Below are 21,280 nucleotides of genomic sequence, written 5' to 3' on the forward strand. Positions count from 1 at the left end.
ATGATCATCTGTCGTGCGGTGAGACGACACGCCGAGGAGCCTGTTCGGGAACAGCAGACCATCATGGCTCGGCCCCTCGCCCGGCCCCTCACTCAGCCGCCGTCTCCCCAGCCCAGGCCGCCCGGGCCCGGCGCGTGGTGGAAGCCGGGATGGCCGGCCACGTCGACACACCGCTCGCCGTCCGGGCCGACCGCACCGCAGAACAGCCGCTCGGCCCGGTGCCAGGCGTCGGCCGGGGACAACGCGGCGGCCCCGAGTGCCAGCTCGGGGCGGAGCAGGCTCAGCCCCTCGGCGTACGTGACGGCCAGCTCGCGGGCCAGGTCGGTGCCGTCGGCCGCGAACCCGAGGTGCACCGTGAAGTAGCGCGGCGGCGCCTTTCGCCGGGGCGGGGCGAGCAGCGGGCGGTCGGGTCCACCGATCCCGCCACCCGCCGGGCCGGCGCCCAACCCCTTGACCGCCTGACGCTCCCGCCAGCGCCGCGACCCGTTCTCCCGCATGCGGTCCTCCCCGTCCTCGCCGACCGGCGGGCCGCCGGTCGGCCCGTGCGACCCAGCGAACCAGGTTTCCGCCGCCCGGGGAGGGGCCAGCCGAGCGCGGATCCGCCGGCCCCTCCCCGGAACCGACGACGTGCGGGATGCTGGAGGGTTCGCTCAGCCGCCCCCACGGCAGGCCGCGACCCGTCCGCCGCCTCCTGGGGAGCGTTTGGCCAGCCGAAATGCGGGCATCCGGTGCGGCCCGGCCGATCGACACCACGGGAGGCACCGGTGCCCTTCGACGTCAGCGCGGGCGGCCAGCCGGCCGCCGTCCCCGGCGGGGCGGATGCGGGGCCCGCGGCGGGCCGGCCCGGGACGCTCGCGGGCGGGGCGGATACGGGGCCCGCAGCGGGCGCTGCCCCGGCCCGCCGCCGGCTCCCCGTCGAGTACGTCCTGCCGCTGCGCTGGTCCGGCGACGCCGGGCTGGCCGAGCTGACCGGCTACCTGCGCGAACTGGGCCGCCTCGTCGACGTGACCGTGGTCGACGGCTCCGCCCCCGAGGTCTTCGCCCGGCACGCCGCCGCGTGGCGGGGCGTGGTGCGCCACCTCACCCCCGACCCGGCGGTGCGCGGCGGCAACGGCAAGGTCGTCGGGGTGCTGACCGGGGTGGCTGCGGCCCGGCACGAGCACGTGGTGATCGCCGACGACGACGTCCGCTACGACGAGGCGGGGCTGCGCGCCGCGCACCGGCTGCTCGGCGGCGTCGACCTGGTCCGCCCGCAGAACCACTTCGACCCGGTGCCCTGGCACGCCTGGTGGGACACCGGCCGGACCCTGCTCAACCGCGCCCTCGGCGCGGACTGGCCGGGCACCCTGGCCGTGCGCCGGAGCACCTTCATCGCCATGGGCGGGTACGACCCGGACGTGCTCTTCGAGAACCTGGAGCTGGTCCGCACCGTGCGGGCGTACGGGGGTACCGAGGCGACCCCGCCCGGGCTGTACGTCCGCCGGCTCCCACCGGACGGCGCGCACTTCCGCGGGCAGCGGGTCCGCCAGGCGTACGACGACCTGGCCCAGCCGGCGCGGCTGGCGACCTCGCTGGCGGTGCTGCCCGCCGTGTTGGCCGCGCTGGCGGCCCGCCGCCCCGGCCTGCTGCTCGGCGCGGCGGCGGCCGTGGTGGCGCTCGCGGAGGTGGGGCGCCGCCGGGCCGGCGGGGCGCGGGTCTTCCCCCGCACGGCGGCGCTGGCCGCCCCGCTGTGGCTGCTTGAGCGCGGCGCCTGCTCGTGGCTCGCCGTCGCCCACCGGGTGCTGGGCGGTGTGCCCTACGCCGGTGCCCGCATCACCCGCGCCGCCAACTCCCCCGGCGCCCTGCGGGCGAGACGGAACGCCCAGTCGACACCCGAGGCGTAGCCCTCCGGCCGCGCACCCGTACACGACAGCTCGCGGCCACTCCCCGGCCTGCGCCGGGAGTGACCGCGAGCTGCGGCGTACGGTGCCTCAGTACCTGGTCTGTTCGCGGGACTGCTGGGCCTGGTCCCGCACGTCGTGCGCGGCCGACTTCGTGTCGTCCTTGACGGCGTGCACGGCGTCCTGGGCGGTGGACCGCACGGACTCGGTGGCCTGCCGGGCCGGCTCGCGCAGCTCCTCCTTGAGCTCGGTGGCGACCTCGCCGAGCTTCTCCTTCACCGCACCGGCGTGCTCGCCGGCCAGCTCCTTGACCTGGGCCGCCACCTGCTGCTCGCGGCGGGTGGCCGGGATCAGCGAGGAGGCCAGCATGCCGACGCCGAAGGCGATCAGGCCGGCGGCCAGCGGGTTGCCCTCCGACTTCTCCCGTAGCACCCGCGGCGTCCGCTGCGCGGCGTCGCCGACGGTCGAGGCCGCCGAGTGCGCCTTTTCGGAGACGGTGGAGGCCGCCGACGAGGCCCGGTCGGCCACCGAGTGCGCGGTGTGGCTGGAGCTGTGGCCGTAGTCGGAAGCGGTGCCCATGACCTTGTCCCTCACATTCTGCAGCGCGTTGCGCGCCCGCTGCTTGCGGTCGTCGACGATGCGGCCCGGGCTGACCTTGTACGCCAGCGCGTCCACATCGGTGCTGAGGCTGTTGCGGGTGGCCTCGATCTCCCGGCGGATCTGGTCGGGATCAGTGCTCATCGGGTGACTCCCTCCGGCTGGGGCTTGAGTGCGTCGGGGATCCGCTGCACGCTGTCGTTGGTCTGCCGGAGGCCGCGTACGCGCCGGGCGTTCTTCTTGGCCATGGAGTAGAGGACGGCGGCGATCGCGCCCCAGATCACGGCGACGATCAGCGCCGCCCAGCCGGCGTCCATGACGTTGGACAGTCCGCCCCAGAGGGCGATCGACAGGAACAGCGCCACCATGTAGCCGCCGAAGCCGGCGCCACCGAACAGGCCGGCGGCCATGCCCACCTTCCTGCCCTCCTGGCGGATCTCGGCCTTGGCCAGCTCGACCTCCTGGCGCACGAGCGTGGAGAGGTCGCTGGTCACCTGGCGCATCAGCTCGCCGATGGAGCTGCCCCTGACCTCGTCCGCGGTGTGCGGCGCATCCGCGGGGCGGTATCCGGAGCCCACTCCGGGGTCCTGCGTCGGCACGGTCATTCCGTCGCCTCCCTTCGGATGGATCGCGCGGTCACGGACGGGTGGTGCCGCTGGACGGCACGCCCGGCAGCGGGTCGGTCTGGGTCACCGGGGGCAGCGGCTGGCCGGTGCCGCCCGCGGGGTCGGCGTACCCGGTGGTCGTGCCCGGGTCGGGGTAGGCCGCGCCCTGGCCGGAGTAGCCGGCGTCGGACCCGGCGTAGGTGCCCGGGGTCGGGTCGAGGTAGCCGCCCGGCGGGATCTGGTCCGGCACGGCGCGGGGGGCCGGCGGGGTCGGGATGACCGCGGTCCGCTCCGGGTCGTAGCCGTCGGTCGAGCCGTGCGCCCCGCGGGCGCCGCCGGTGCCGCCGGACGTGGCGGACAGGCTCCGGGTCAGCCGGCCGGCGAGCACGCCGAGCACGGCGGCGCCGACCAGGAAGGTGCCCGGGTTGCGCCGGGCGTAGTCCTTGACCTCGTTGACGATGTCGCCGGGCTGCCGCTCCTCCAGCCAGCCGGCCACGCCGTTGACCCGGTCGGCGGCCTGGTGGGCCAGCTCGGTCACCGGGCCGGCCTGGCCGCCGTGCTGCGCCATCGAACGCATCTCGCCGGCCAGCGAGCGCAGCCCGCCGGCGGCTCGGCGCTGCTGCTCACCGGTCTGGCCGGCGAGCTGGTCGCGTGCCTCGCCGTAGAGGTCGCGGGCCTGACGCTTCGCCTCGCCGACCACCTCCCGGCCCTGCTCCCTGGCGGTCTGGGCGACCGCGCCGCCGGCTTGCGCGGCCTCGGAGCCCACCTGGCGGGCCTGCTCCCGGACGGCGTTGCCGTTGCTCGACTCCGGCCCGTACGTGGAGGTCGTGGGTGACAGATCGTAGGTCACGATGTCCCTTCCGCTCGAAAAGTCGTCGCGGTAACACTGCGTGGGGATTGGCTGGCATTCATACCGCTGGCGTCTTTTGACCTACCCTCGGTCCGGCCCTCCATACCTGATTCCCGATTTCTCTGCGGGATGTGTGGGCGCGCACACAGAATTGAGGATCGTCGGGAGCTGCTGATCCACGGAGGTGACAGCGATGGCACGTGACCAGCACGGGACCCCGAAGCCCCGGGTGCAGCAGGCCGCCGCCGCGGTGGCCGCGCTGTTCCTCCTGCTCGGCGTGCTCGGCTTCGTTCCCGGCATCACCACCGGGTACCACGACATGGCCTTCGCCGGGCACACCTCCGGCGCGAAGCTGTTCGGCCTGTTCCAGGTGTCGGTCCTGCACAACGCCCTGCACCTGCTCTTCGGCCTGGCAGGGCTGGTCCTGGCGCGCAGCGTCGGCGGCTCGCGGATCTTCCTGGCCGGCGGCGGCGCGATCTACCTCGGGCTCTGGCTCTACGGGTTCGCCATCGAGTTCTCCGCCGAGCACAGCGCGGTCAACTTCATCCCGCTCAACGGCGCGGACAACTGGCTGCACCTGGCGCTCGGCTTCGGCATGCTCGCCCTGGGCCTGCTGCTGTCCGAGCGGGCCGGCACGGGCGGCCGGCTCGACGACCCGTTCGACCGCCCCTGACCCTCCGCCCTTGGCCCCCTGTCGTCACGCCCGACGGTGGCGCGGCGTCCCCGGCCCGGTGGCGGGCCGAACCGGTGGCGGGGCCGGGGCGGCCGAAGCGTCGGCCCCGCAAACCACCGAAGGTGGCGGCGTCAGGCCGCGACCGGGAGGCGCTTGGCGAAGCAGCGGCTGTACGGGTTGGCCACGTACTCGCCGAACACCGGGATCGGGGCGTATCCGCAGGAGGTGTAGAGGCCGATGGCCGCCGGCAGGTAACTGCCGGTCTCCAGCCGGATCTCGGCGTACCCCTGTTGGAAGGCCAGCCCCTCCAGGGCGGCCAACAGTTGCCGGCCGATCCCCCGCCCTCGGTACGCGGGCCGGACGTACATCCTCTTCAGCTCGCCGGTGCACGGGTCGAGCCCCTGGATGCCGCCGCAGGCGACGGCCCGGCCGGCGTCCACGAACGCGAGGTAGCGGATGTCGTCGTGGGTGACGGTCACCTGCCCGTCCAGCCCACCGTCGGCCTCCCGCAGCTCCCGCTGCTGCGCCACGACCAGGGCCGCGATCTCCGGGTCGGTGGCGGGCCGCGGTTCGATCAGCAACCCGAGAACGTAGGCCGCCCGGGTTTCCTCCAGGTTTCCGGCGGGCGACCCGACGGCGGAGCCCGGCGAGCGGTTCGTCGGCGGGCCGCCCGCCGGCCGGAGCTATTCGTCGAGATCGTCGTCGAGGTCGGTGTCCGGCTCGTCGTCCGTCGCGTCGGCCCCCAGTCCGTCGGCCGACCGCACCCGGCGGGCCTTGCGCGCGGCGAGCCGATCGGCGGCCGAGGCCCGGGACGACTTCTCCTCCAGCCGTACGTCGGTGCCCCGGTTGCCCGGGACGAAGTCGACGCCCGCGTAGAGGGTGGGCTGCCAGTCGAACTCGCGCTCGCCGATCCGCACCAGGTCGCCGGGTTTCGCCCCGGCCCTGGCCAGCTTGTCCTCGACGCCGAGGCGGGCCAGCCGGTCGGCCAGGTATCCCACCGCCTCGTCGTTGTCGAAGGTCGTCTGCCGCACCCAGCGCTCCGGACGGGCGCCCCGGACGGTGAACGACCCGTCCGACTCCGCCTCGACGGTGAAACCGGTGTCGTCGACCGCCTTCGGGCGGATGACGATCCGGGTCGGCTCGGCCGGCAGGGCGGCGGTGCGGCCCTGCTCGACCAGCTCCGCCATGGCGAACATCAGTTCCTTGAGGCCCTCGCGGGTGGCCGCGGACACCTCGAACACCCGCAGGCCACGGGCTTCCAGGTCGGCGCGGACGATCTCGGCGAGGTCCCGGCCGTCCGGCACGTCGACCTTGTTCAGGGCGACGAGGCGGGGCCGGTCCACGAGCCCGCCGTACTCGGCGAGCTCGGCCTCGAGGGCGTCGATGTCGGCCAGCGGGTCCCGGCCGGGCTCCAGGGTGGCGGTGTCGATCACGTGCACCAGCACCGCGCAGCGCTCGATGTGCCGGAGGAACTGCAGCCCGAGGCCCTTGCCGGTGGCCGCCCCCGGGATCAGGCCGGGCACGTCGGCGACCGTGAAGATGTGGTTGTCGGCCTGGACCACGCCCAGGTTGGGCACCAGCGTGGTGAACGGGTAGTCGGCGATCTTCGGCTTGGCCGCCGAGATGACCGAGATCAGCGACGACTTGCCGGCCGACGGGAAGCCGACCAGACCGACGTCGGCGACGCTCTTGAGCTCCAGGACCACGTCGAGCTGGTCGCCGGGCTCACCCAACTCGGCGAAGCCGGGGGCCTTGCGCCGGGAGTTGGCCAAGGAGGCATTGCCCCGACCGCCCCGGCCGCCCCGGGCCACCTCGAACGTGGCGCCGGCGCCGACCAGGTCGGCCAGCACCTCGCCGTCCGGGGTCTGCACGACGGTGCCGTTGGGCACCTTGAGCACCAGTTGGCGCCCGTTCGCGCCGTCCCGGTTCGAGCCCGCGCCGCCCTTGCCGTTATCGGCCTTGACGTGCGGATGGTAGTGAAAGTCGAGCAGGGTGTGCACCTGCGGGTCGACGACCATGGTCACGCTGCCGCCGTGCCCGCCGTTGCCGCCGTCCGGGCCGCCGAAGGGCTTGAACTTCTCCCGGTGGATCGAGACACAGCCGTGCCCGCCGTCACCGGCCTGCAGGTGCAGGACGACCCGGTCCACGAACATCGTCACGTCGTCAATCCTTCCAGCGGGATGCGCCCCGCGCGTACGAGAAAAGGCGAAGCGGGCCGGGACCTACCGGTCCGCGGCCCGCAACGCCTTCGAACTACTGCTGCGCCGGTACGATGCTGACGGTCTTGCGACCGCGCTTGGTGCCGAACAGGACCGAGCCGGCGGCCAGCGCGAAGAGCGTGTCGTCGCCGCCGCGGCCGACCAGGTCACCGGGGTGGAACTTGGTGCCACGCTGGCGGATGAGGATCTCACCCGAGCTGACGACCTGACCACCGAAGCGCTTCACGCCGAGTCGCTGGGCCGCGGAATCGCGACCGTTACGCGAGCTGGACGCACCCTTTTTGTGAGCCATCTGAGGACGACCTACTTCCCGCTGGAGATGCCGGTCACCTTGACCTGGGTCAGCGGCTGGCGGTGACCCTGGCGCTTGTGGTAGCCGGTCTTGTTCTTGAACTTGTGGATCTTGATCTTCGGGCCCTTGGTGTGTGCGGCAATCTCGCCGGACACTGCGACCTCGGCAAGCTTCGTCGCGTCGGTCACCAGGTCGTCACCGTCGACGAGGAGCACCGCGGTGAGCTTCACCGCGTCGCCGGGGGCACCGGCGAGCTTCTCGACCTCGATCACGTCGCCCTCGGCGACCTTGTACTGCTTGCCGCCGGTCTTGACGATCGCGTACATCGGAGGCGGACTCCCTGTCGTTGAGGCTGCTGGCGGTCGTTCCCTCGGCGGCTCGCCGGGTAGCAGAGGCACGGCGGCGCGGGCACGCGGGAACACGGCACACCAAAGTGCGCCGCAAGTTAGCCTACGCCATCGGTAGGCCGACACCCAAACCGGGCTCCCCGTTCCCGGTGGAGCCGTCGCCGGCCACCGGGGCCGAGCCGGGCTCCGCGGCCCTCTCCCAGGTGCGGGAGGGGTTCCCGCCCCGTCAGCGGGCGCAGAGCTGGTCGAGGCGTTGCTGGAGCTCGTCCAGCTCCTCCTCGTCGATCGCGTCCACGTCGGTGCCCAGGGTGCCGACCTCGCTGGCCAGGTCGGCCAGCAGCGTCTTGAGCTGCGGGTCGGTGGCCCTGGCGGACTGCTGCCGCAGCGCGGTGCGCCAGCCGGCCAACGCGGCCTCGGCCCGCTTGCGGGCAGCCTCCGCCGTCGCGCTGTCGTTGGCCCCGACCGCGCCGATCATCCGGCCCAGTTCCGCCACGTACGTGCGGACCGCCGCGCCGCTGGCCTGCTGGGCGGCGGCGCAGACCTCCGGGCCGTTCCCGCCGGCCGGCCCGAGGGACCCGCCGGCCGCCCCCGGGGTGGCCCCGGCCGCCGCGGGCGGTGAACCGCTCGGCCCCGGCTCAGAACCGGAGCGCTCGGCGGAGCAGGCCACGCCGACGGACAGGACCGCCATGGCTGCGGTGAGGGCGAGCAGACGACGCATTCTTCTTCTCCTGACCGAGGGTGGCCGATCCTAACCGGGGCCGGGATGACCGACAGGGCCCCGCCCACCGGTGCTGTCACCGGGGAAGGGGCCCTGTCGGACGCGGGATGTCAGTCGGTCACGGGCGGGTACGCCGCCTGGTGCTGCCCCGGCGGGACCGGCGCCGGCCGCCGCCGCCCTCAGTGTCGCCGTCGGCCTCGTCGCCCAGGGCGTCCGGGTCGTCGGCCCCGGCGAGCCGGGCGGACTCGCCCTGCTGGCTGTCCGCCACGGCCGGCGCGGCAGCCGTGTCCGCCTCGTACCGGGACAGGTCGTAGCCCATGGTGTCGTGGTACTCGACGACCGCGTTCCCGCCCGGCGCCTCGGGAGCCTCGGCCACCTCGACCACCGCGCGCTCCGGCGCGGCGCTCTTACGGGCCCGCCGCCGCGGCGATGCCCCACCGACCTGCTCGGCCGGGGCGGGAGAGGCGGGAGGGGCGACGGCCGAGGCGACCGCCTTGACCTTCTCCCCCGCACCCGCGGCGCGCGGCTTCTCCGGCACCGGCTCGGTGTGGATCACCACGCCGCGGCCCTTGCAGCAGTCGCAGGTCTCGCTGAACGCCTCCAGCAGCCCCGCGCCGATCCGCTTGCGGGTCATCTGCACCAGGCCCAGCGAGGTGATCTCGGTGACCTGATGCTTGGTGCGGTCCCGGCCCAGGCACTCCGTGAGCCGGCGCAGCACCAGCTCACGGTTCGACTCCAACACCATGTCGATGAAGTCGATCACCACGATGCCGCCGATGTCACGCAGCCGGAGCTGGCGGACGATCTCCTCCGCCGCCTCCAGGTTGTTGCGGGTGACCGTCTCCTCCAGGTTGCCGCCCGCACCGGTGTACTTGCCGGTGTTGACGTCGACCACGGTCATCGCCTCGGTCCGGTCGATCACCAGGTGACCGCCGGAGGGCAGGAAGACCTTCCGGTCGAGACCCTTGAGGATCTGCTCGTCGATCCGGTACTCGGCGAACGCGTCGCTGGTGCCGACGTACCGGCGCACCCGGTCGACCAGGTCCGGCGAGACGTGCGAGAGGTACGACTCGACCATCCCGTACGACTCGTCGCCCTCGATCACCAGTTCGCGGAAGTCCTCGTTGAAAAGGTCCCGCACGACCCGAATGACCAGGTCCGGCTCCCCGTAGAGCAGCACCGGGGCACCGCCCTCGGTCGCCTTGGCCTGGATGTCCTCCCACTGGGCCTGGAGCCGCTCGACGTCGCGGGCCAGGTCGTCCTCACTCGCCCCTTCGGCGGCGGTCCGGACGATCACGCCCGCGCCGTCGGGGACCATCTTCTTCAGCACGTCGCGCAGCCGCTTGCGCTCGGTGTCGGGCAGCTTGCGGCTGATGCCGGAGGCGTTGCCGTTCGGCACGTACACCAGGTGCCGGCCGGACAGGGCGATGTGGCTGGTCAGCCGGGCGCCCTTGTGCCCGATCGGGTCCTTGGTGACCTGCACCAGCACCGAGTCGCCGGACTTGAGGGCGTGCTCGATCGAGCGGGCCCGGCCCTCCAGGCCCGTGGTGTCCCAGTTCACCTCGCCGGCGTACAGCACGGCATTGCGACCCCGGCCCACGTCGACGAAGGCCGCCTCCATGCTCGGCAGGACGTTCTGCACCTTGCCGAGGTAGACGTTGCCGGCCATGGTGCCGGAGGAGTTGCGGGTGACGTAGTGCTCGACCAGCACGCCGTCCTCCAGGACGGCGATCTGGGTGCGGTCGCCACGCTGGCGCACCGCCATCACCCGGTCGACCGCCTCCCGGCGGGCCAGGAACTCCGACTCACTGAGGATCGGCGGGCGGGTCCGCCGCTGCTCCCGGCCGTCGCGGCGGCGCTGCCGCTTCGCCTCCAGCCGGGTCGACCCGGAGACGCCCTGCACCTCGTCGACGGCCTTGCGCGGCTCGCGGATCTTCACGACGGTGGGCACACCGTCGTCGGCCCCGCCGTCACTGTCCCCGGCGCCCCGACGACGACGGCGACGGCGGCGGCGGGTCAGCCCGTCCCCGTTCTCCTCGCCCTCGTCCTCGTCACCCTCGGCCTCGGCGGACTCCTCCTCGGCCTGGGCGGCCTCCTCGGCCTCCTCGTCGGCGTCGTCGTCCGCGCCGCCCTTGCCGCGGCCCCGACCCCGGCGACCACGCCGGCGCCGCCGGCGAGCCGCAGCGGTCTCGTCCTCGTCCTCATCCTCGTCTTCGTCTTCCTCGCCCTCGGCGGCCTCCTCGACGGCGGCCTCCTCAACGGGCTCCACCGCCTCGACGGGCTCGGCCTCGCGGCGACCCCGGCGACGGCGCCGGGTCGGCTCGGGCTGCTCCTCGGCCGGCTCCTCCTCGATCACGACGGGCACCACGACCCGGGCGACCGGCGCCTCCTCCGGCTGGGGGGCCATGAAGAGCACGGTCGGCGCGGAGAGCGCGGCCCGACGCCGCCGGGTCTTCGGCTCGGCCGGCTCGGCGGGCTCAGCCGGCGACACAGCGGGCACGGCCACGCCGGGCGGGACCTCCCCGGCGCGGTTCTCCGCGCCGCTGGACCGGGTGCCGGCGGCGGCCGGGCGACCGGCCTGCGCCTCGGCGGCCCGGGCGGCCTCCGCGGCCTCTTCGGTTTCCTCGTCCTCGGCCGCCGCGCCGTCGACCGGCTGGACGGCGGCGGGCGCGGGCGTGGTCTGGGCAGCGGCGGGCGCGGACGACGCCTCGGCCTGGGTGGTGGTCGGCTCGGTGCCGGCCTCCGCCGGGGCCTCCACCACAGGAGCGGCGGCCTTGCGGCGGCGGGTCCGGGTCACCTTCACCGGAGGTACGACCTCGGCGGACGCCTCCTCCGCGCCGGACGCGACGACCGGTTCCTCCGTCGCCTTCGCGGTGGTCGCCTTGCGGCGGCGACGCGGCGTCTTCGGGGCCTCCTCCAGCTCACCGGCGATCGGGGCGAAGACCTCGGCCTGGGGGGCCTCGCCGCTGGTCGAGCCGGCGGAGGTGGACGCCTCCACCGGCGCGTCGGTCTGCTCCGGCTGGTTCAGCGGGGCGGCCCGCCGCCGGGTGGCCCGCTTGCGGGGCGGGGTGACCGGCGCCTCGGCGGCCGGTTCCCCACCGGGTGACTGCTGGGCGGCGGTGGGCCCGCCGACCGGGGCGGCGCCTTCGGCGGCGCCGCCGGCGTTGGTGGTGCGGTCAGCGGTCTCGCCGGCCGGCTGTGAACCGGTCCGTTCGCCGCCCTCGGGCTCGTTCTCGAGCATGGAGGTTCTCCAGTTTCTGGCTGCCCCGGGCGCGGTTGAGCGCTGCCACGCAGGGTTGCCGCAAAGTGTTTCCGCCGGGCGCGCGAGGTGCGCGACCGCCGAAGTCTGCCTGCCCGAGCGTTGACCGACGGTCAACGCTCATACGATGGCTGCCCCGTCGCGATCCGCGTCCAACGGATCCACGATCGCGCCCTGCGCGGTCAACGTGCCCTGCGCCAGCCGGATCACCCTTGGGGAGACCGGCGGCTCCAGGTCGGCGACCGCGCGGAGGCCGGAAAGGACGTCATCGGGTCGTACGGACGGGGTGACCTGCCGGACGACCAGTTCGAGTATCGCACACGGTACGGCCGCGGCCCCGGAAGGCGTCTGCGGAGACGCAATCAAATCGATGCTTATGACTGCCGCGCGAGCGTCGAAGGTACGCCGGCCCTGCTTGGTCATCCGCTCGACTTGGACCTCCTCCGCGGCGGTGAAGGCTGCCACCGCGCGATCCAGCACGGCCGGCTCGACCTCCGGCAACTCGATCCGCCAGTGCGACGCCTCGATCCGGTCGGCAAGACTACCGCCGGAGGCGACGACAGCGTCCAGGATGTCGAGGCCGGGCGAGAGGGCGGCGTCCAGCGCGGCCCGCAGTTGCTCCGGGTCGACCGGCTCGCGGAGCCCAATCTCGAGGTACTCCGCCTCGCTGGCCACCCCGGTCGGGGCAGCGCTGGCGTAAGAGATCTTGGGATGCGGGGTGAAGCCCTGCGAGAAGGCGATCGGTACACCCGCCCGACGCAACGCCCGCTCGAAGGCACGGGCGAAGTCGCGGTGCGAGGTGAACCGCAGCGGTCCACGCTTGGCGTACCGGATCCGGACACGCTGGACGATCGGGGCCTGCCCGCCCTCCGGCTGTGGTTTCCTGCTGATCGTCGTGCTCCTCGGACTCAGAACCGGTTGGTCGTGCAGGTGCCGTCGCCGACGCGCCGTGACCGTGACGACACCTGCCTGATCAACGCAGCGGGCGGTGGGGCCGGCCGTGGGTCAGGGGTGGGTGGGGGTGGGCACCTTCAGGCCGGCGCCGTTGATCGGGGTGAGCGGGAGCAGCTTCTGGCCCGTCGGGCCGATCTGGATCTCGGTGTCCATGGACGGGCAGACCCCGCAGTCGAAGCAGGGGGTCCACCGGCAGTCGTCCTGCTCGTACTCGGACGTCGAGTCCTGCCAGTCCTTCCAGAGCCAGTCCTTGTCCAGGCCCGAGTCCAGGTGGTCCCAGGGCAGGACCTCCAGCTCGTCGCGCTCCCGGGTGGTGTACCAGTCCAGGTCCACGCCGAAGGCCGGCAGTGTCGCGGCGGCGGCGTCCACCCAGCGCTGGTACGAGAAGTGCTCGCTCCAGCCGTCGAACCGGCCGCCGTTCTCCCAGACCCGGCGGATCACCGCACCGACGCGGCGGTCGCCGCGACTGAGTAGTCCCTCGATCAGCGACGGCTCGCCGTCGTGGTAGCGGAAGCCGATCGCCCGACCGAGCGACCGGTCCGAGTTGATCTCCTGCTTGAGCATCCTCAGCCGGCCGTCGATGACCTCCGGCCGCTCCATCTTCGCCCACTGGAACGGGGTGTGCGGCTTCGGCACGAACCCGCCGATGGAAACCGTGCAGCGGATGTCCTTCGAGCCGGTGGCTGCCCGGCCCGCCTTGATGACCTCGTGGGCCATCCGGGCGATCTGGAGCACGTCATCGTCGGTCTCGGTGGGCAGGCCGCACATGAAGTACAGCTTCACCTGCCGCCAGCCGTTGGTGTACGCGGTGACGACGGTGCGGATCAGGTCCTCCTCCGACACCATCTTGTTGATCACCTTGCGGATCCGCTCCGACCCGCCCTCGGGGGCGAAGGTCAAACCGGTGCGCCGGCCGTTGCGGGACAGCTCCTGGGCCAGGTCGATGTTGAACGCGTCCACCCGGGTCGACGGCAGCGACAGCGACACGTTGGTGCCCGCGTACTGCTCGGCCAGGCCGGAGCACATGTCGCCGATCTCGGAGTGGTCGGCCGACGACAGCGACAGCAGGCCCACCTCGTGGAAGCCGGAGAACTCCAGCCCCTGCTGCACCATCTGCCCCACCGTGGTGATCGACCGCTCCCGGACCGGCCGGGTGATCATGCCGGCCTGGCAGAACCGGCAGCCCCGCGTGCAACCCCGGAAGATCTCCACCGCGTACCGCTCGTGCACGGTCTCGGCGAGCGGGACCAGGGGCCTCTTCGGGTACGGCCAGGCGTCCAGGTCCATCGTCGTGCGCTTGTGTACCCGGAACGGCACGTCCGCCCGGTTCGGCACGACCCGCTGGATCCGCCCGTCGGGCAGGTAGTCCACGTCGTAGAAGCGCGGCACGTAGACGCTCTCGGTGCGGGCCAGCCGCAGCAGCAGCTCGTCCCGGCCGCCCGGGGAGCCCTCGGACTTCCACTCCCGGACGATCGTGGTGATCTCCAGGACCGCCTCCTCGCCGTCGCCGAGTACGGCGGCGTCGACGAAGTCGGCGATCGGCTCCGGGTTGAACGCGGCGTGCCCGCCGGCCACGATCACCGGGTCGGCGTCGGTGCGGTCCGCCGCGAGCATCGGGATGCCGGCCAGGTCGATCGCGGTGAGCAGGTTGGTGTAGCCCAGCTCGGTGGAGAACGAGATGCCGAACACGTCGAAGTCGCGCACCGCGCGGTGGGCGTCGACGGTGAACTGCGGCACGCCGTGCGTGCGCATCAGACTCTCCAGGTCGGGCCAGACCGCGTACGTCCGCTCGGCGAGCACGTCGGGCAGCTCGTTGAGGACCTCGTACAGGATCTGCACGCCCTGGTTGGGCAGCCCGACCTCGTAGGCGTCCGGGTACATCAGCGCCCAGCGGACGGTCGCCGTGTCCCAGTCCTTGACCACCGCGCCCAGCTCGCCACCGACGTACTGGATGGGCTTGGTCACCTGAGGCAGCAGCGGCTCCAGCCGAGGCCAGACGGAGTTGGCCGCGGCGGGGCGCGGGGTGGTGGACGGGACGCTCATGATGCCCAAGGGTACGCGTCCGCCCACCGGCCGCCGCGTCGCATCCGCCGCGCGCCCGGCCCGGCCCCGGGAAGGGACGGTCGGGCCCGCGCTGATCAGCGTCACGACAGGGCATACATCGCCTACGAGCTGTCGTCGCAGGCGGCCGAGGACCGGCTGAACCGGGGCCGCGAGGGGCCTCAACGGGTACCTCGCGGAGCGGCGGGCGTCCTCGGCGCAGGACACCCAGCTCGAGCAGGCCCGCCGGGACCCGTGCATGGTGATCGACGGGGGCGGCCGCGCGACGCGGCGGTGCAGGAGTTGCCCCGCCGCTACGGTGCTGCCGTCGGCACTGCCCAGGAGAGCCCGCGGGAGGAGCGGGCCCCGTGGCCCGCCCCGGAGTGAGGAACAAACAATCCCCCTGACCGGTTCCGCGGATCGGCCCGGCCTCAGCCGGTCCGGCGGCTGGCGCCCGTCCACGCGCCACCCGGGACGTGGGCGGATCGCCGTCGGTGGCACGCCGGTACTAACCTCGGACCGGCGCGAAAGGAGATTGCCGCGATGCCGCACCCGCAGCCGGGAGCAGACCGACCGGCCGACGGGGGCACCCCGGCCGCCGACCGGGACCAGGATCTGGCCGTCGCCGGCGAGTCGACCCCATCCCCCGAACCACCGTCCGCCGCGCCGGGCTCGCGCGGCGCCTCCGCGCCGCCCGCCGCCGCAGACGCGCCCGCCGCCGCAGACGTATCGGCCGCGGACCCGGAGGGCACGCCCGCCGGGACGGAGGTGTCCGCAGCCCCCGCGACGGAGGACGCCACCCCGGCGGAGGACGCCACCGACCCGGCCGGCTCCGCCGGCACCCCGGCTGGCGACGCTCCCGACGCGACCGCCCCGGTCGGGGATACCCGACCGGCGGCCGAGTCGTCGGCCCCGCCGGAGCCCACCCGGGTCGACCCCGCGCCGGCCCCCGGGACGCGGCCCGAACGGGTCATCCCGCCCACGGCCGCCGACACCGCCCCGCAGCCGACCGACCCGGACCCGACCGCGGCCGAGGCGACTCTCGAACAGCCCGGCCCGGACCCCACTGCGGCCGAGGCCACCCCGGAACGGGCCGGGCCCGACCCCACCCGGGCCGAGACCACGCCGGAACGGGCCGGGCCCGACCCCACCCGGGTCGAGGCCACCCCGGGACGAACCGGCCCGGAGCCGGCTCGCGGCGGGGGCCGGCCGGCCCCGGCGATCCCCGCCCCCGACCCGACGAAGGTCGACGCTCGGCCGGACCGGACCACCCTCGACCCCGCCGCTGCCCCGCCGCCGGCGCCCCGGTGGACGGGCTCCGCGCCGGTCCCACCGCCGCCGCAACGCAGGAGGATCTGGGGCGAGTCGGCGGAGCCCACCCCGCCGCCACCCGCCCCGGTCGAACACGGCCCGCTGCCGCCCCCGGAGAGCCAGGTGCCGGTGGACCCGTGGGCCGGCGTGGACACCGGCAGTTGGGACCTGCACTCCGCCGAACTGCCCCCGCTGCCGCCGACGCTGTCGTACCCGACGCCGCCGGCCACCCGGCGGCACCCGGGGCGGGTGGCCGGCTCGGCACCCGTCGCCGGGCCCCCGACCCCGCCGCCGGTGGCCCATCCGGCCACCCCAGCGCAGGGCGCCCGGCCGGTGTCGCCCGTGGCCCGGCCCGTCAGCCCGCCGCCGCCCGTGGCCCGGCAACCAGCGCCGACCCGCCAGATGCCGCGTCAGGCCCCACCGCGTCAGGTGTCACCGCCCGCCCCGCCGCCCCACGTACCGCCGCCCGCTCCGCCGGTCGCGCCGCAGCAGCAGCGGCCAGCGCCGACGCCGACGCCCGCGCCGAGGGCCCCCCGCCGGCGCCGTCGGCGCTGGCCGTGGGTGCTGCTGCTCAGCATCGCCTGCTGCTGCGGATGCCCTGCCTACTGGGTGAAGCCGATGTGGGAGCAGTATCCGGCGAACGCCGCCCTGCCGCAGCAGATCTCCGACCTGTCGCTGCGCGAGGACGCCCGCAGCCAGGCCGCCGCGAAGGAACTGGAGAGCGATGTACGCAAGGCACACCTGCTGACCGAGGACACCTTCGCCGGCGTGTACGCCTCGTCGGCGGGCAAGCCGGTGGCGGTGTTCGGCGGCACCGGGTTCCGGCTGACCCCGGAGAGCGACGCGGACGACGAGATGACCCGGCTGACGGAGCCGTACCGGCTCGGGGACAAGCAGGTGGTGGAGACCGGCGTCCGGGGCCGGTTCGAGCGCTGCGCCGTCGGCGCCCTCGACGGCACCGACGTGGTGGTCTGCACCTCGGTCGACCACGGCAGCCTCACCACCGGCGTGTTCACCCAGCTCTCCGTCGATGACAGCGCCAAGCTGCTGGACACCATGCGCGAGCAGATCGTCACGGCCAACCAGAACCCGGGCACGACGGGCTGAGGCCCGACGCGACCGGGCGGGGGCCGGCCGGGGCGGGGCGGTCAGGCCGGGCGGGGGTGGTCAGGCCGGGGCCGGCGGCTCGCCCTCGGCCGCCGGTTGCGCGCGGGGCGGGGCGTAGCGCGACACGTACTCCTGGCCGGTGAGCTTCTGGATCTCGCTCATCACCTCGTCGGTCATCTCCCGCAGCGAGGTCCGGTCGTCCGCGCGGCCGGTGAAGTCCAGCGGCTTGCCGAACCGCACAACGATTTCCGCCCGGCCCGGGCGGGGCACCCTGGTGCCGATCGGCTGGGCCCTGTCGGTGCCGATCATGCCGACCGGGATGATCGGCACGCCGGCTGCGACCGCCAGCCGGGCGGCCCCGGTGCGGCCCCGGTAGAGCCGGCCGTCGGGCGAGCGGGTCCCCTCCGGGTACACGGCGACCAGGTCACCGGCCTTCAGCACCGGGATGGCCGCGTCGAACGCGGACAGCGCGGCCCGGCCGCCGGCCCGCTCGACGGGGATGGCTCCCAGCCCGGTGAGCACGAACTTCGAGAGCGCGCCCTTCGGGCCGGTGCCCTTGAAGTACTCCGACTTGGCCCAGAACGCAAGGTGGCGGGGCACGACCGTGCCGAGGAACAGCTCGTCGGCGACGGAGAGGTGGTTGCCGGCGAAGATGGCGCCACCGGTCTCCGGGATGTGCTCCAAACCCTCCACGGTCGGTCGGAAGGCCAGCCGGAGCGCGGGCGCCACGGTGAGCCTGCCGATGGTGTAGAGCAGCGGCACTGGTCCTCCGGCGGTCGTGCTGGACAGGGCGATGTCACGTTAGCCGACGCGGTCACGCCGAACCGAACGGGTGGCCGGGCCATCCGCTGCGTGGCGGAGGGGCCGCCGGGCAGGGGCGCGCCTCCCGGGAAGGGCCCCACCCACATCTCACACCCGGCGGACGGCCACCGTCACCGGTTCCTCCTCGCCGGCCTCACCGATGAAGCCGGCGACCCGCGCCCGCCTCCGACCACTCACCGCCCGGCCTGCGACGGCATGACCGGCGTCACACCCGCCGCCGTCACACCCGCGCCCCCTCCGCCCGTCGTCCGGGTGTACCGACGAGGACAGGAGACATGATGAGTCGGATCGATCTGGAGGCAGTGGCGCCGGAGGCGTACCGGGCGGTGGCCGGGCTGGAGCGGTACACCCGCGCGAACCTCGACCACACGGTGCTGCATCTGGTGAAGGTGCGCGCGTCGATGCTGAACAGCTGCGGGTTCTGCGTGGACATGCACAGCCGGGACGCCCTCGCGGCGGGCGAGTCCAGCCGGCGGCTGTTCGCCGTGGCCGCCTGGCGGGAGACGCCCTTCTTCGACGAGCGGGAACGGACGGCGCTCGCGCTCACCGACGCGCTCACCCGCCTCGGGGAGCACGGGGTGCCCGACGAGGTCTGGGACGACGCCGCGAAGGTCTGGTCGGAGAAGGAGCTGGCGGACCTGACGGTCGCGATCGCCACAATCAACGTATGGAACCGGATCGTGGCGGCCACCCGGCGCCAGCCGCCGACGGACGGGTGACGACGGCCGGTGCGACGCAGGCGGCCGGTGCGCTCGACGCGCACCGGCCGATGCTGCTCGGCCTGGCGTACCGGATGCTCGGCAGCCTGCACGACGCCGAGGACGTGCTCCAGGACGCGTACCTGCGGTGGTTGGGCGTCGACCGGGCGGCGGTGGCCGAGCCGCGCCGCTACCTGTCTCGGGTGGTCACCCGGCTCGCCATCGACCGGCTGCGGGCCCGGCAGGCCGCCCGGGAGGCGTACGTCGGGCCCTGGCTGCCGGAGCCGGTGCCCACCGCGCCCTCGCCGTTCGGGCCGCCGGAGCACGCGGAGCTGCGCGACTCGCTCTCCCTGGCGCTGCTGCACCTGCTGGAGCGGCTGACGCCGCCGGAGCGCGCGGTCTATGTGCTGCGCACCGCCTTCGATCTGCCGTACGCCCAGGTCGGCGAGATCCTGGACCGGTCCGCGGCGGACTGCCGGCAGTTGCACCACCGGGCGGCGGCCCGGATCGCCGACGACCGCCGCCGCTTCGCGGCCGACCCGGGCGAGCAGCGGCGGCTGCTGGACGCGTTCCTCGCCGCGGCCCGCGACGGCGACCTGGCCCGGCTGACGGACCTGGTGGCGACCGACGTCACCTCGTGGACCGACGGGGGCGGCCGGACCAGGGCGGCCCGCAACCCGGTGCGCGGGGCGGACCGGGTTGCCCGCTTCTTCGCCGGGATCCTCGGGCCACGGCGGCCGACGCCGCGCACGGTCCCGGTCGAGTTCAACGGCCGGCCCGGGTACGTCGTGCACTTTCCCGGCGGCCGGCGGTACGCGCTGACCGTGGCCGCCGCCGGCGGCCGGATCACCGGCCTGTACGTGGTCGCCAACCCGGAGAAGCTCACCCGGCTGGCGGGGTGACCCGACTCCGGGCCTGCCCCGCCGCGCCCCGAGTCGGAATGCCGTCAGCCCAGCTCGGGGAACCAGAGCGCGATCTCGCGCTTGGAGCTGTCGGTCGAGTCGGAGGCGTGCACCAGGTTCTCCCGGTTGGACAGGGAGAAGTCGCCACGGATGGTGCCGGCGGCGGCCCTGCGGCCGTCGGTGCTGCCGATCATGCCGCGTACCACCTCGATGACCTGGTCGCCGGAGAGCACCAGGGCCACCAGCGGACCGCTGGTCATGAACCCCTTCAGCGGCGGGTAGAACGCCTTGTCGACGTGCTCGGCGTAGTGCTGGTCGGCGAAGTCGCCGTCCATCGTCCGGGATGCCATGGCGTCGATCCGCAGGCCCTTGCGCTCGAAGCGGGAGAGGATCTCACCGACCAGGCCACGGCCGACCGCGTCGGGCTTGATCAGGACGAGAGTGCGCTCGTCCGGGCTGCTGCTGGACACGCTGGGTTCCTCCTGTGCGCGGAAGACGGCTCGGCTGGGTACGGTCAGCCTAGCGACCCGGTGCCGGCACCGGCGCGGCGGCCGCGCTATTCCCTGGGTCGCCGATCCGGCCTAGCCTGGCCCTTGACCCATGGGAGGTCCACAGTGGCGAATGGCGGGAACCGACCCATCGCGCCGGTACGCAAGCTCATCGCGACGGTGCTGGGCACCGTGGCGACCTTCGTGGTCCTGTTCGGGCTGGGCATGACCAGCTGGGCGATCGTGGCGCTCGGGGTGGCCCTGCTGGTGCTGGCGATCGCGATGGCCACCGTGCGCGGCGGCGGCCGAACCTGGGTGGTCGGCGTCGGCCACGTGCACAGCGCCTCCGAGCCGCCCAACGCGTACGCGTTCGGCCGCTGCGAGTTGCAGCTCGTCATCGACGCGCCCGGCCTGCCGCCCCGGTCGAAGAAGATCATCGAGCCGCGGGTCCCGGTGGCGAAGTGGCCCTCGATCGGGCAGGCCCTGCCGATCCGGGTGGCCCTGGACGACCAGCGACATGTCCGCGTCCTCTGGGACGAGGTGCCCACCCACTCGGAGACCGCCGCGTCGGCCATGGCCGACCTCCCGCCCGAGTACGCGGGCGCCGACCCGGTCGACGAGGTCCTGATCCAGCAGGAGGCGCCGCCGTGGGCCGACCGCATCCCGGACGACGACTTCCGCGACCCGTCCGGTTTCCATGACGACCTACGCGACCCGTCCAGCTTCCGCGACGACCTGCGCGACCCGTCCGGGCCCGACCCGCTGCGCGACGACGACCTCGGCCCGCTGCCGGAGGGCCGGGAGCCGGTCGTGATGCACCAGCGGCCGGGCGGCCCGGTCGTGCTGGAGGGGACGGTGGTGGAGCCGACCCCCGGCCCGCTGCCCCGGCGGGCCACCCCGGCCCCCCGCCCACCGGCCGAGGAACGCTTCGACCCGACCGTCCCCGTCGAGACCATCGACGCGGGAGCCCCGACCGTCCCCGTCGAGACCATCGACGCGGCAGCCCCGGCCGACCCCATCGACGTGCCGCTGGACGACCCGGACCCGCGCCCCCGGCCGGCCCCCGACCAGCACGAGCTGGACGAGGCGATCTTCGGTTACGACCCGGAGGCCGAGCCCGCCGACGCGGCGGCCCCGATCAGCGGGGTCGGCATCACCCTGCTGGTCACCGACCTGGACCGGTCGTTGGAGTTCTACCGGGACACCCTCGGTTTCGAGGAGGTCGACCGGGGCGCCGGCAACGCCGTGCTCGCCTCCGGGGCGACCCGGCTGGTGCTGCGCGAGGTCACCGGCGCGGCCCCGATGAGCCGCCGCCTGGTCCACGTGAACCTGGAGGTCGACGAAATCCAGGGCGCGTACGAGCGGCTGCGCGACTCCGGCGTCCGCTTCACGTACGCCCCGAGGGTGGTGAACCGGGGTACCAAGCTGGAGGTCTGGGCGGCGGCCTTCCGCGACCCGGACGGCCACGGCATCGCCCTCACCCAGTGGCGCACCCGCGCCGACGCCTGAGCGGTGGGG

The 21,280-nt window shown here is 74.2% G+C and carries 20 protein-coding genes; 6 read left to right on the forward strand and 14 right to left on the reverse strand.

Translation table 11 applies throughout. The features are described from left to right. Nucleotides 1-92: 92 nt before the first annotated feature. Nucleotides 93-497: a hypothetical protein gene (locus OG617_RS07090; RefSeq protein ID WP_405099780.1), complete on the reverse strand. Its 405-nt coding sequence runs from the start codon at nucleotides 495-497 to the stop codon at nucleotides 93-95. Nucleotides 498-764: 267 nt separating this feature from the next. On the opposite strand from OG617_RS07090, the gene OG617_RS07095 reads away from it, so the two are divergent. Then, nucleotides 765-1,883: a glycosyltransferase gene (locus OG617_RS07095; protein WP_405099782.1), complete on the forward strand. Its 1,119-nt coding sequence runs from the start codon at nucleotides 765-767 to the stop codon at nucleotides 1,881-1,883. A gap of 87 nt (nucleotides 1,884-1,970) precedes the next feature. Here the strand turns inward: OG617_RS07095 and OG617_RS07100 are convergent, their stop codons facing one another. The 3 genes from OG617_RS07100 to OG617_RS07110 are packed head-to-tail and all read right to left on the reverse strand — an operon-like array spanning nucleotide 1,971 to nucleotide 3,932. Then, entirely contained in the window at nucleotides 1,971-2,621 is a 651-nt protein-coding gene (locus OG617_RS07100) for a DUF3618 domain-containing protein (RefSeq protein ID WP_405099784.1), read from the reverse strand. Then, entirely contained in the window at nucleotides 2,618-3,082 is a 465-nt protein-coding gene (locus tag OG617_RS07105) for a phage holin family protein (RefSeq protein ID WP_405099786.1), read from the reverse strand. The genes OG617_RS07100 and OG617_RS07105 overlap by 4 nt, the downstream gene beginning before the upstream one ends. A 31-nt stretch (nucleotides 3,083-3,113) precedes the next feature. Then, complete coding sequence (locus tag OG617_RS07110; RefSeq protein ID WP_405099788.1) at nucleotides 3,114-3,932, reverse strand: hypothetical protein; 819 nt, start codon at nucleotides 3,930-3,932, stop codon at nucleotides 3,114-3,116. A 193-nt stretch (nucleotides 3,933-4,125) separates the two neighbouring features. On the opposite strand from OG617_RS07110, the gene OG617_RS07115 reads away from it, so the two are divergent. Beyond that, nucleotides 4,126-4,605: a DUF4383 domain-containing protein gene (locus OG617_RS07115; RefSeq protein ID WP_405099790.1), complete on the forward strand. Its 480-nt coding sequence runs from the start codon at nucleotides 4,126-4,128 to the stop codon at nucleotides 4,603-4,605. A gap of 131 nt (nucleotides 4,606-4,736) precedes the next feature. On the opposite strand, the gene OG617_RS07120 is transcribed toward OG617_RS07115, so the two are convergent. The 8 genes from OG617_RS07120 to OG617_RS07155 all read right to left on the reverse strand — a co-directional run bounded on the left by OG617_RS07120 (nucleotide 4,737) and on the right by OG617_RS07155 (nucleotide 14,437). Beyond that, a complete protein-coding gene (locus OG617_RS07120) occupies nucleotides 4,737-5,186 on the reverse strand; it encodes a GNAT family N-acetyltransferase (protein WP_405099792.1) in 450 nt (149 codons plus the stop codon). A gap of 102 nt (nucleotides 5,187-5,288) precedes the next feature. Continuing rightward, entirely contained in the window at nucleotides 5,289-6,764 is a 1,476-nt protein-coding gene (obgE, locus tag OG617_RS07125; RefSeq protein ID WP_405099794.1) for a GTPase ObgE, read from the reverse strand. A 94-nt stretch (nucleotides 6,765-6,858) separates the two neighbouring features. Further along, nucleotides 6,859-7,116 carry a 50S ribosomal protein L27 gene (gene rpmA / locus OG617_RS07130; RefSeq protein WP_387025096.1) on the reverse strand — a complete coding sequence of 86 codons (258 nt, stop codon included), beginning with the start codon at nucleotides 7,114-7,116 and terminating at the stop codon, nucleotides 6,859-6,861. Nucleotides 7,117-7,127: 11 nt separating this feature from the next. After that, the gene (rplU, locus tag OG617_RS07135) at nucleotides 7,128-7,442 is read right to left on the reverse strand and encodes a 50S ribosomal protein L21 (RefSeq protein WP_161691814.1); all 315 of its coding nucleotides are present in this window, start codon (nucleotides 7,440-7,442) and stop codon (nucleotides 7,128-7,130) included. 247 nt (nucleotides 7,443-7,689) lie between these two features. Continuing rightward, nucleotides 7,690-8,181 carry a hypothetical protein gene (locus OG617_RS07140; RefSeq protein ID WP_405099796.1) on the reverse strand — a complete coding sequence of 164 codons (492 nt, stop codon included), beginning with the start codon at nucleotides 8,179-8,181 and terminating at the stop codon, nucleotides 7,690-7,692. A gap of 118 nt (nucleotides 8,182-8,299) precedes the next feature. Continuing rightward, entirely contained in the window at nucleotides 8,300-11,422 is a 3,123-nt protein-coding gene (locus OG617_RS07145) for an Rne/Rng family ribonuclease (protein ID WP_405099798.1), read from the reverse strand. Between the two features lie 138 nt (nucleotides 11,423-11,560). Next, on the reverse strand, nucleotides 11,561-12,274 hold the full coding sequence (locus tag OG617_RS07150) for a TIGR03936 family radical SAM-associated protein (protein ID WP_405103521.1): 714 nt from the start codon (nucleotides 12,272-12,274) through the stop codon (nucleotides 11,561-11,563). A gap of 171 nt (nucleotides 12,275-12,445) precedes the next feature. Next, the gene (locus OG617_RS07155) at nucleotides 12,446-14,437 is read right to left on the reverse strand and encodes a TIGR03960 family B12-binding radical SAM protein (RefSeq protein ID WP_405099800.1); all 1,992 of its coding nucleotides are present in this window, start codon (nucleotides 14,435-14,437) and stop codon (nucleotides 12,446-12,448) included. A 540-nt stretch (nucleotides 14,438-14,977) separates the two neighbouring features. On the opposite strand from OG617_RS07155, the gene OG617_RS07160 reads away from it, so the two are divergent. After that, nucleotides 14,978-16,852, forward strand: coding sequence for a hypothetical protein (locus tag OG617_RS07160; RefSeq protein WP_405099802.1), 1,875 nt, complete (start codon nucleotides 14,978-14,980; stop codon nucleotides 16,850-16,852). Between the two features lie 60 nt (nucleotides 16,853-16,912). On the opposite strand, the gene OG617_RS07165 is transcribed toward OG617_RS07160, so the two are convergent. After that, nucleotides 16,913-17,614 (reverse strand): lysophospholipid acyltransferase family protein, encoded by a 702-nt coding sequence (locus tag OG617_RS07165; protein WP_396684511.1) that lies wholly within the window; start codon nucleotides 17,612-17,614, stop codon nucleotides 16,913-16,915. Between the two features lie 338 nt (nucleotides 17,615-17,952). Here OG617_RS07165 and OG617_RS07170 point away from each other — a divergent pair, with 338 nt between their 5' ends. Together OG617_RS07170 and sigJ are read left to right on the forward strand one after the other, a co-directional pair. Next, nucleotides 17,953-18,393, forward strand: coding sequence for a carboxymuconolactone decarboxylase family protein (locus OG617_RS07170; protein ID WP_405099804.1), 441 nt, complete (start codon nucleotides 17,953-17,955; stop codon nucleotides 18,391-18,393). Continuing rightward, nucleotides 18,342-19,274, forward strand: a complete 933-nt coding sequence (gene sigJ, locus OG617_RS07175) for an RNA polymerase sigma factor SigJ (protein WP_405099806.1) — start codon at nucleotides 18,342-18,344, stop codon at nucleotides 19,272-19,274. The genes OG617_RS07170 and sigJ overlap by 52 nt, the downstream gene beginning before the upstream one ends. Before the next feature lie 44 nt (nucleotides 19,275-19,318). On the opposite strand, the gene ndk is transcribed toward sigJ, so the two are convergent. Beyond that, nucleotides 19,319-19,744 carry a nucleoside-diphosphate kinase gene (gene ndk, locus OG617_RS07180; protein ID WP_161691806.1) on the reverse strand — a complete coding sequence of 142 codons (426 nt, stop codon included), beginning with the start codon at nucleotides 19,742-19,744 and terminating at the stop codon, nucleotides 19,319-19,321. A gap of 144 nt (nucleotides 19,745-19,888) precedes the next feature. On the opposite strand from ndk, the gene OG617_RS07185 reads away from it, so the two are divergent. Next, nucleotides 19,889-21,271, forward strand: a complete 1,383-nt coding sequence (locus tag OG617_RS07185) for a VOC family protein (RefSeq protein ID WP_405099808.1) — start codon at nucleotides 19,889-19,891, stop codon at nucleotides 21,269-21,271. Nucleotides 21,272-21,280 lie beyond the last annotated feature (9 nt).

The organism is Micromonospora sp. NBC_01412 (assembly GCF_045040215.1).
GTDB classification, from domain to species: domain Bacteria; phylum Actinomycetota; class Actinomycetes; order Mycobacteriales; family Micromonosporaceae; genus Micromonospora; species Micromonospora rubida.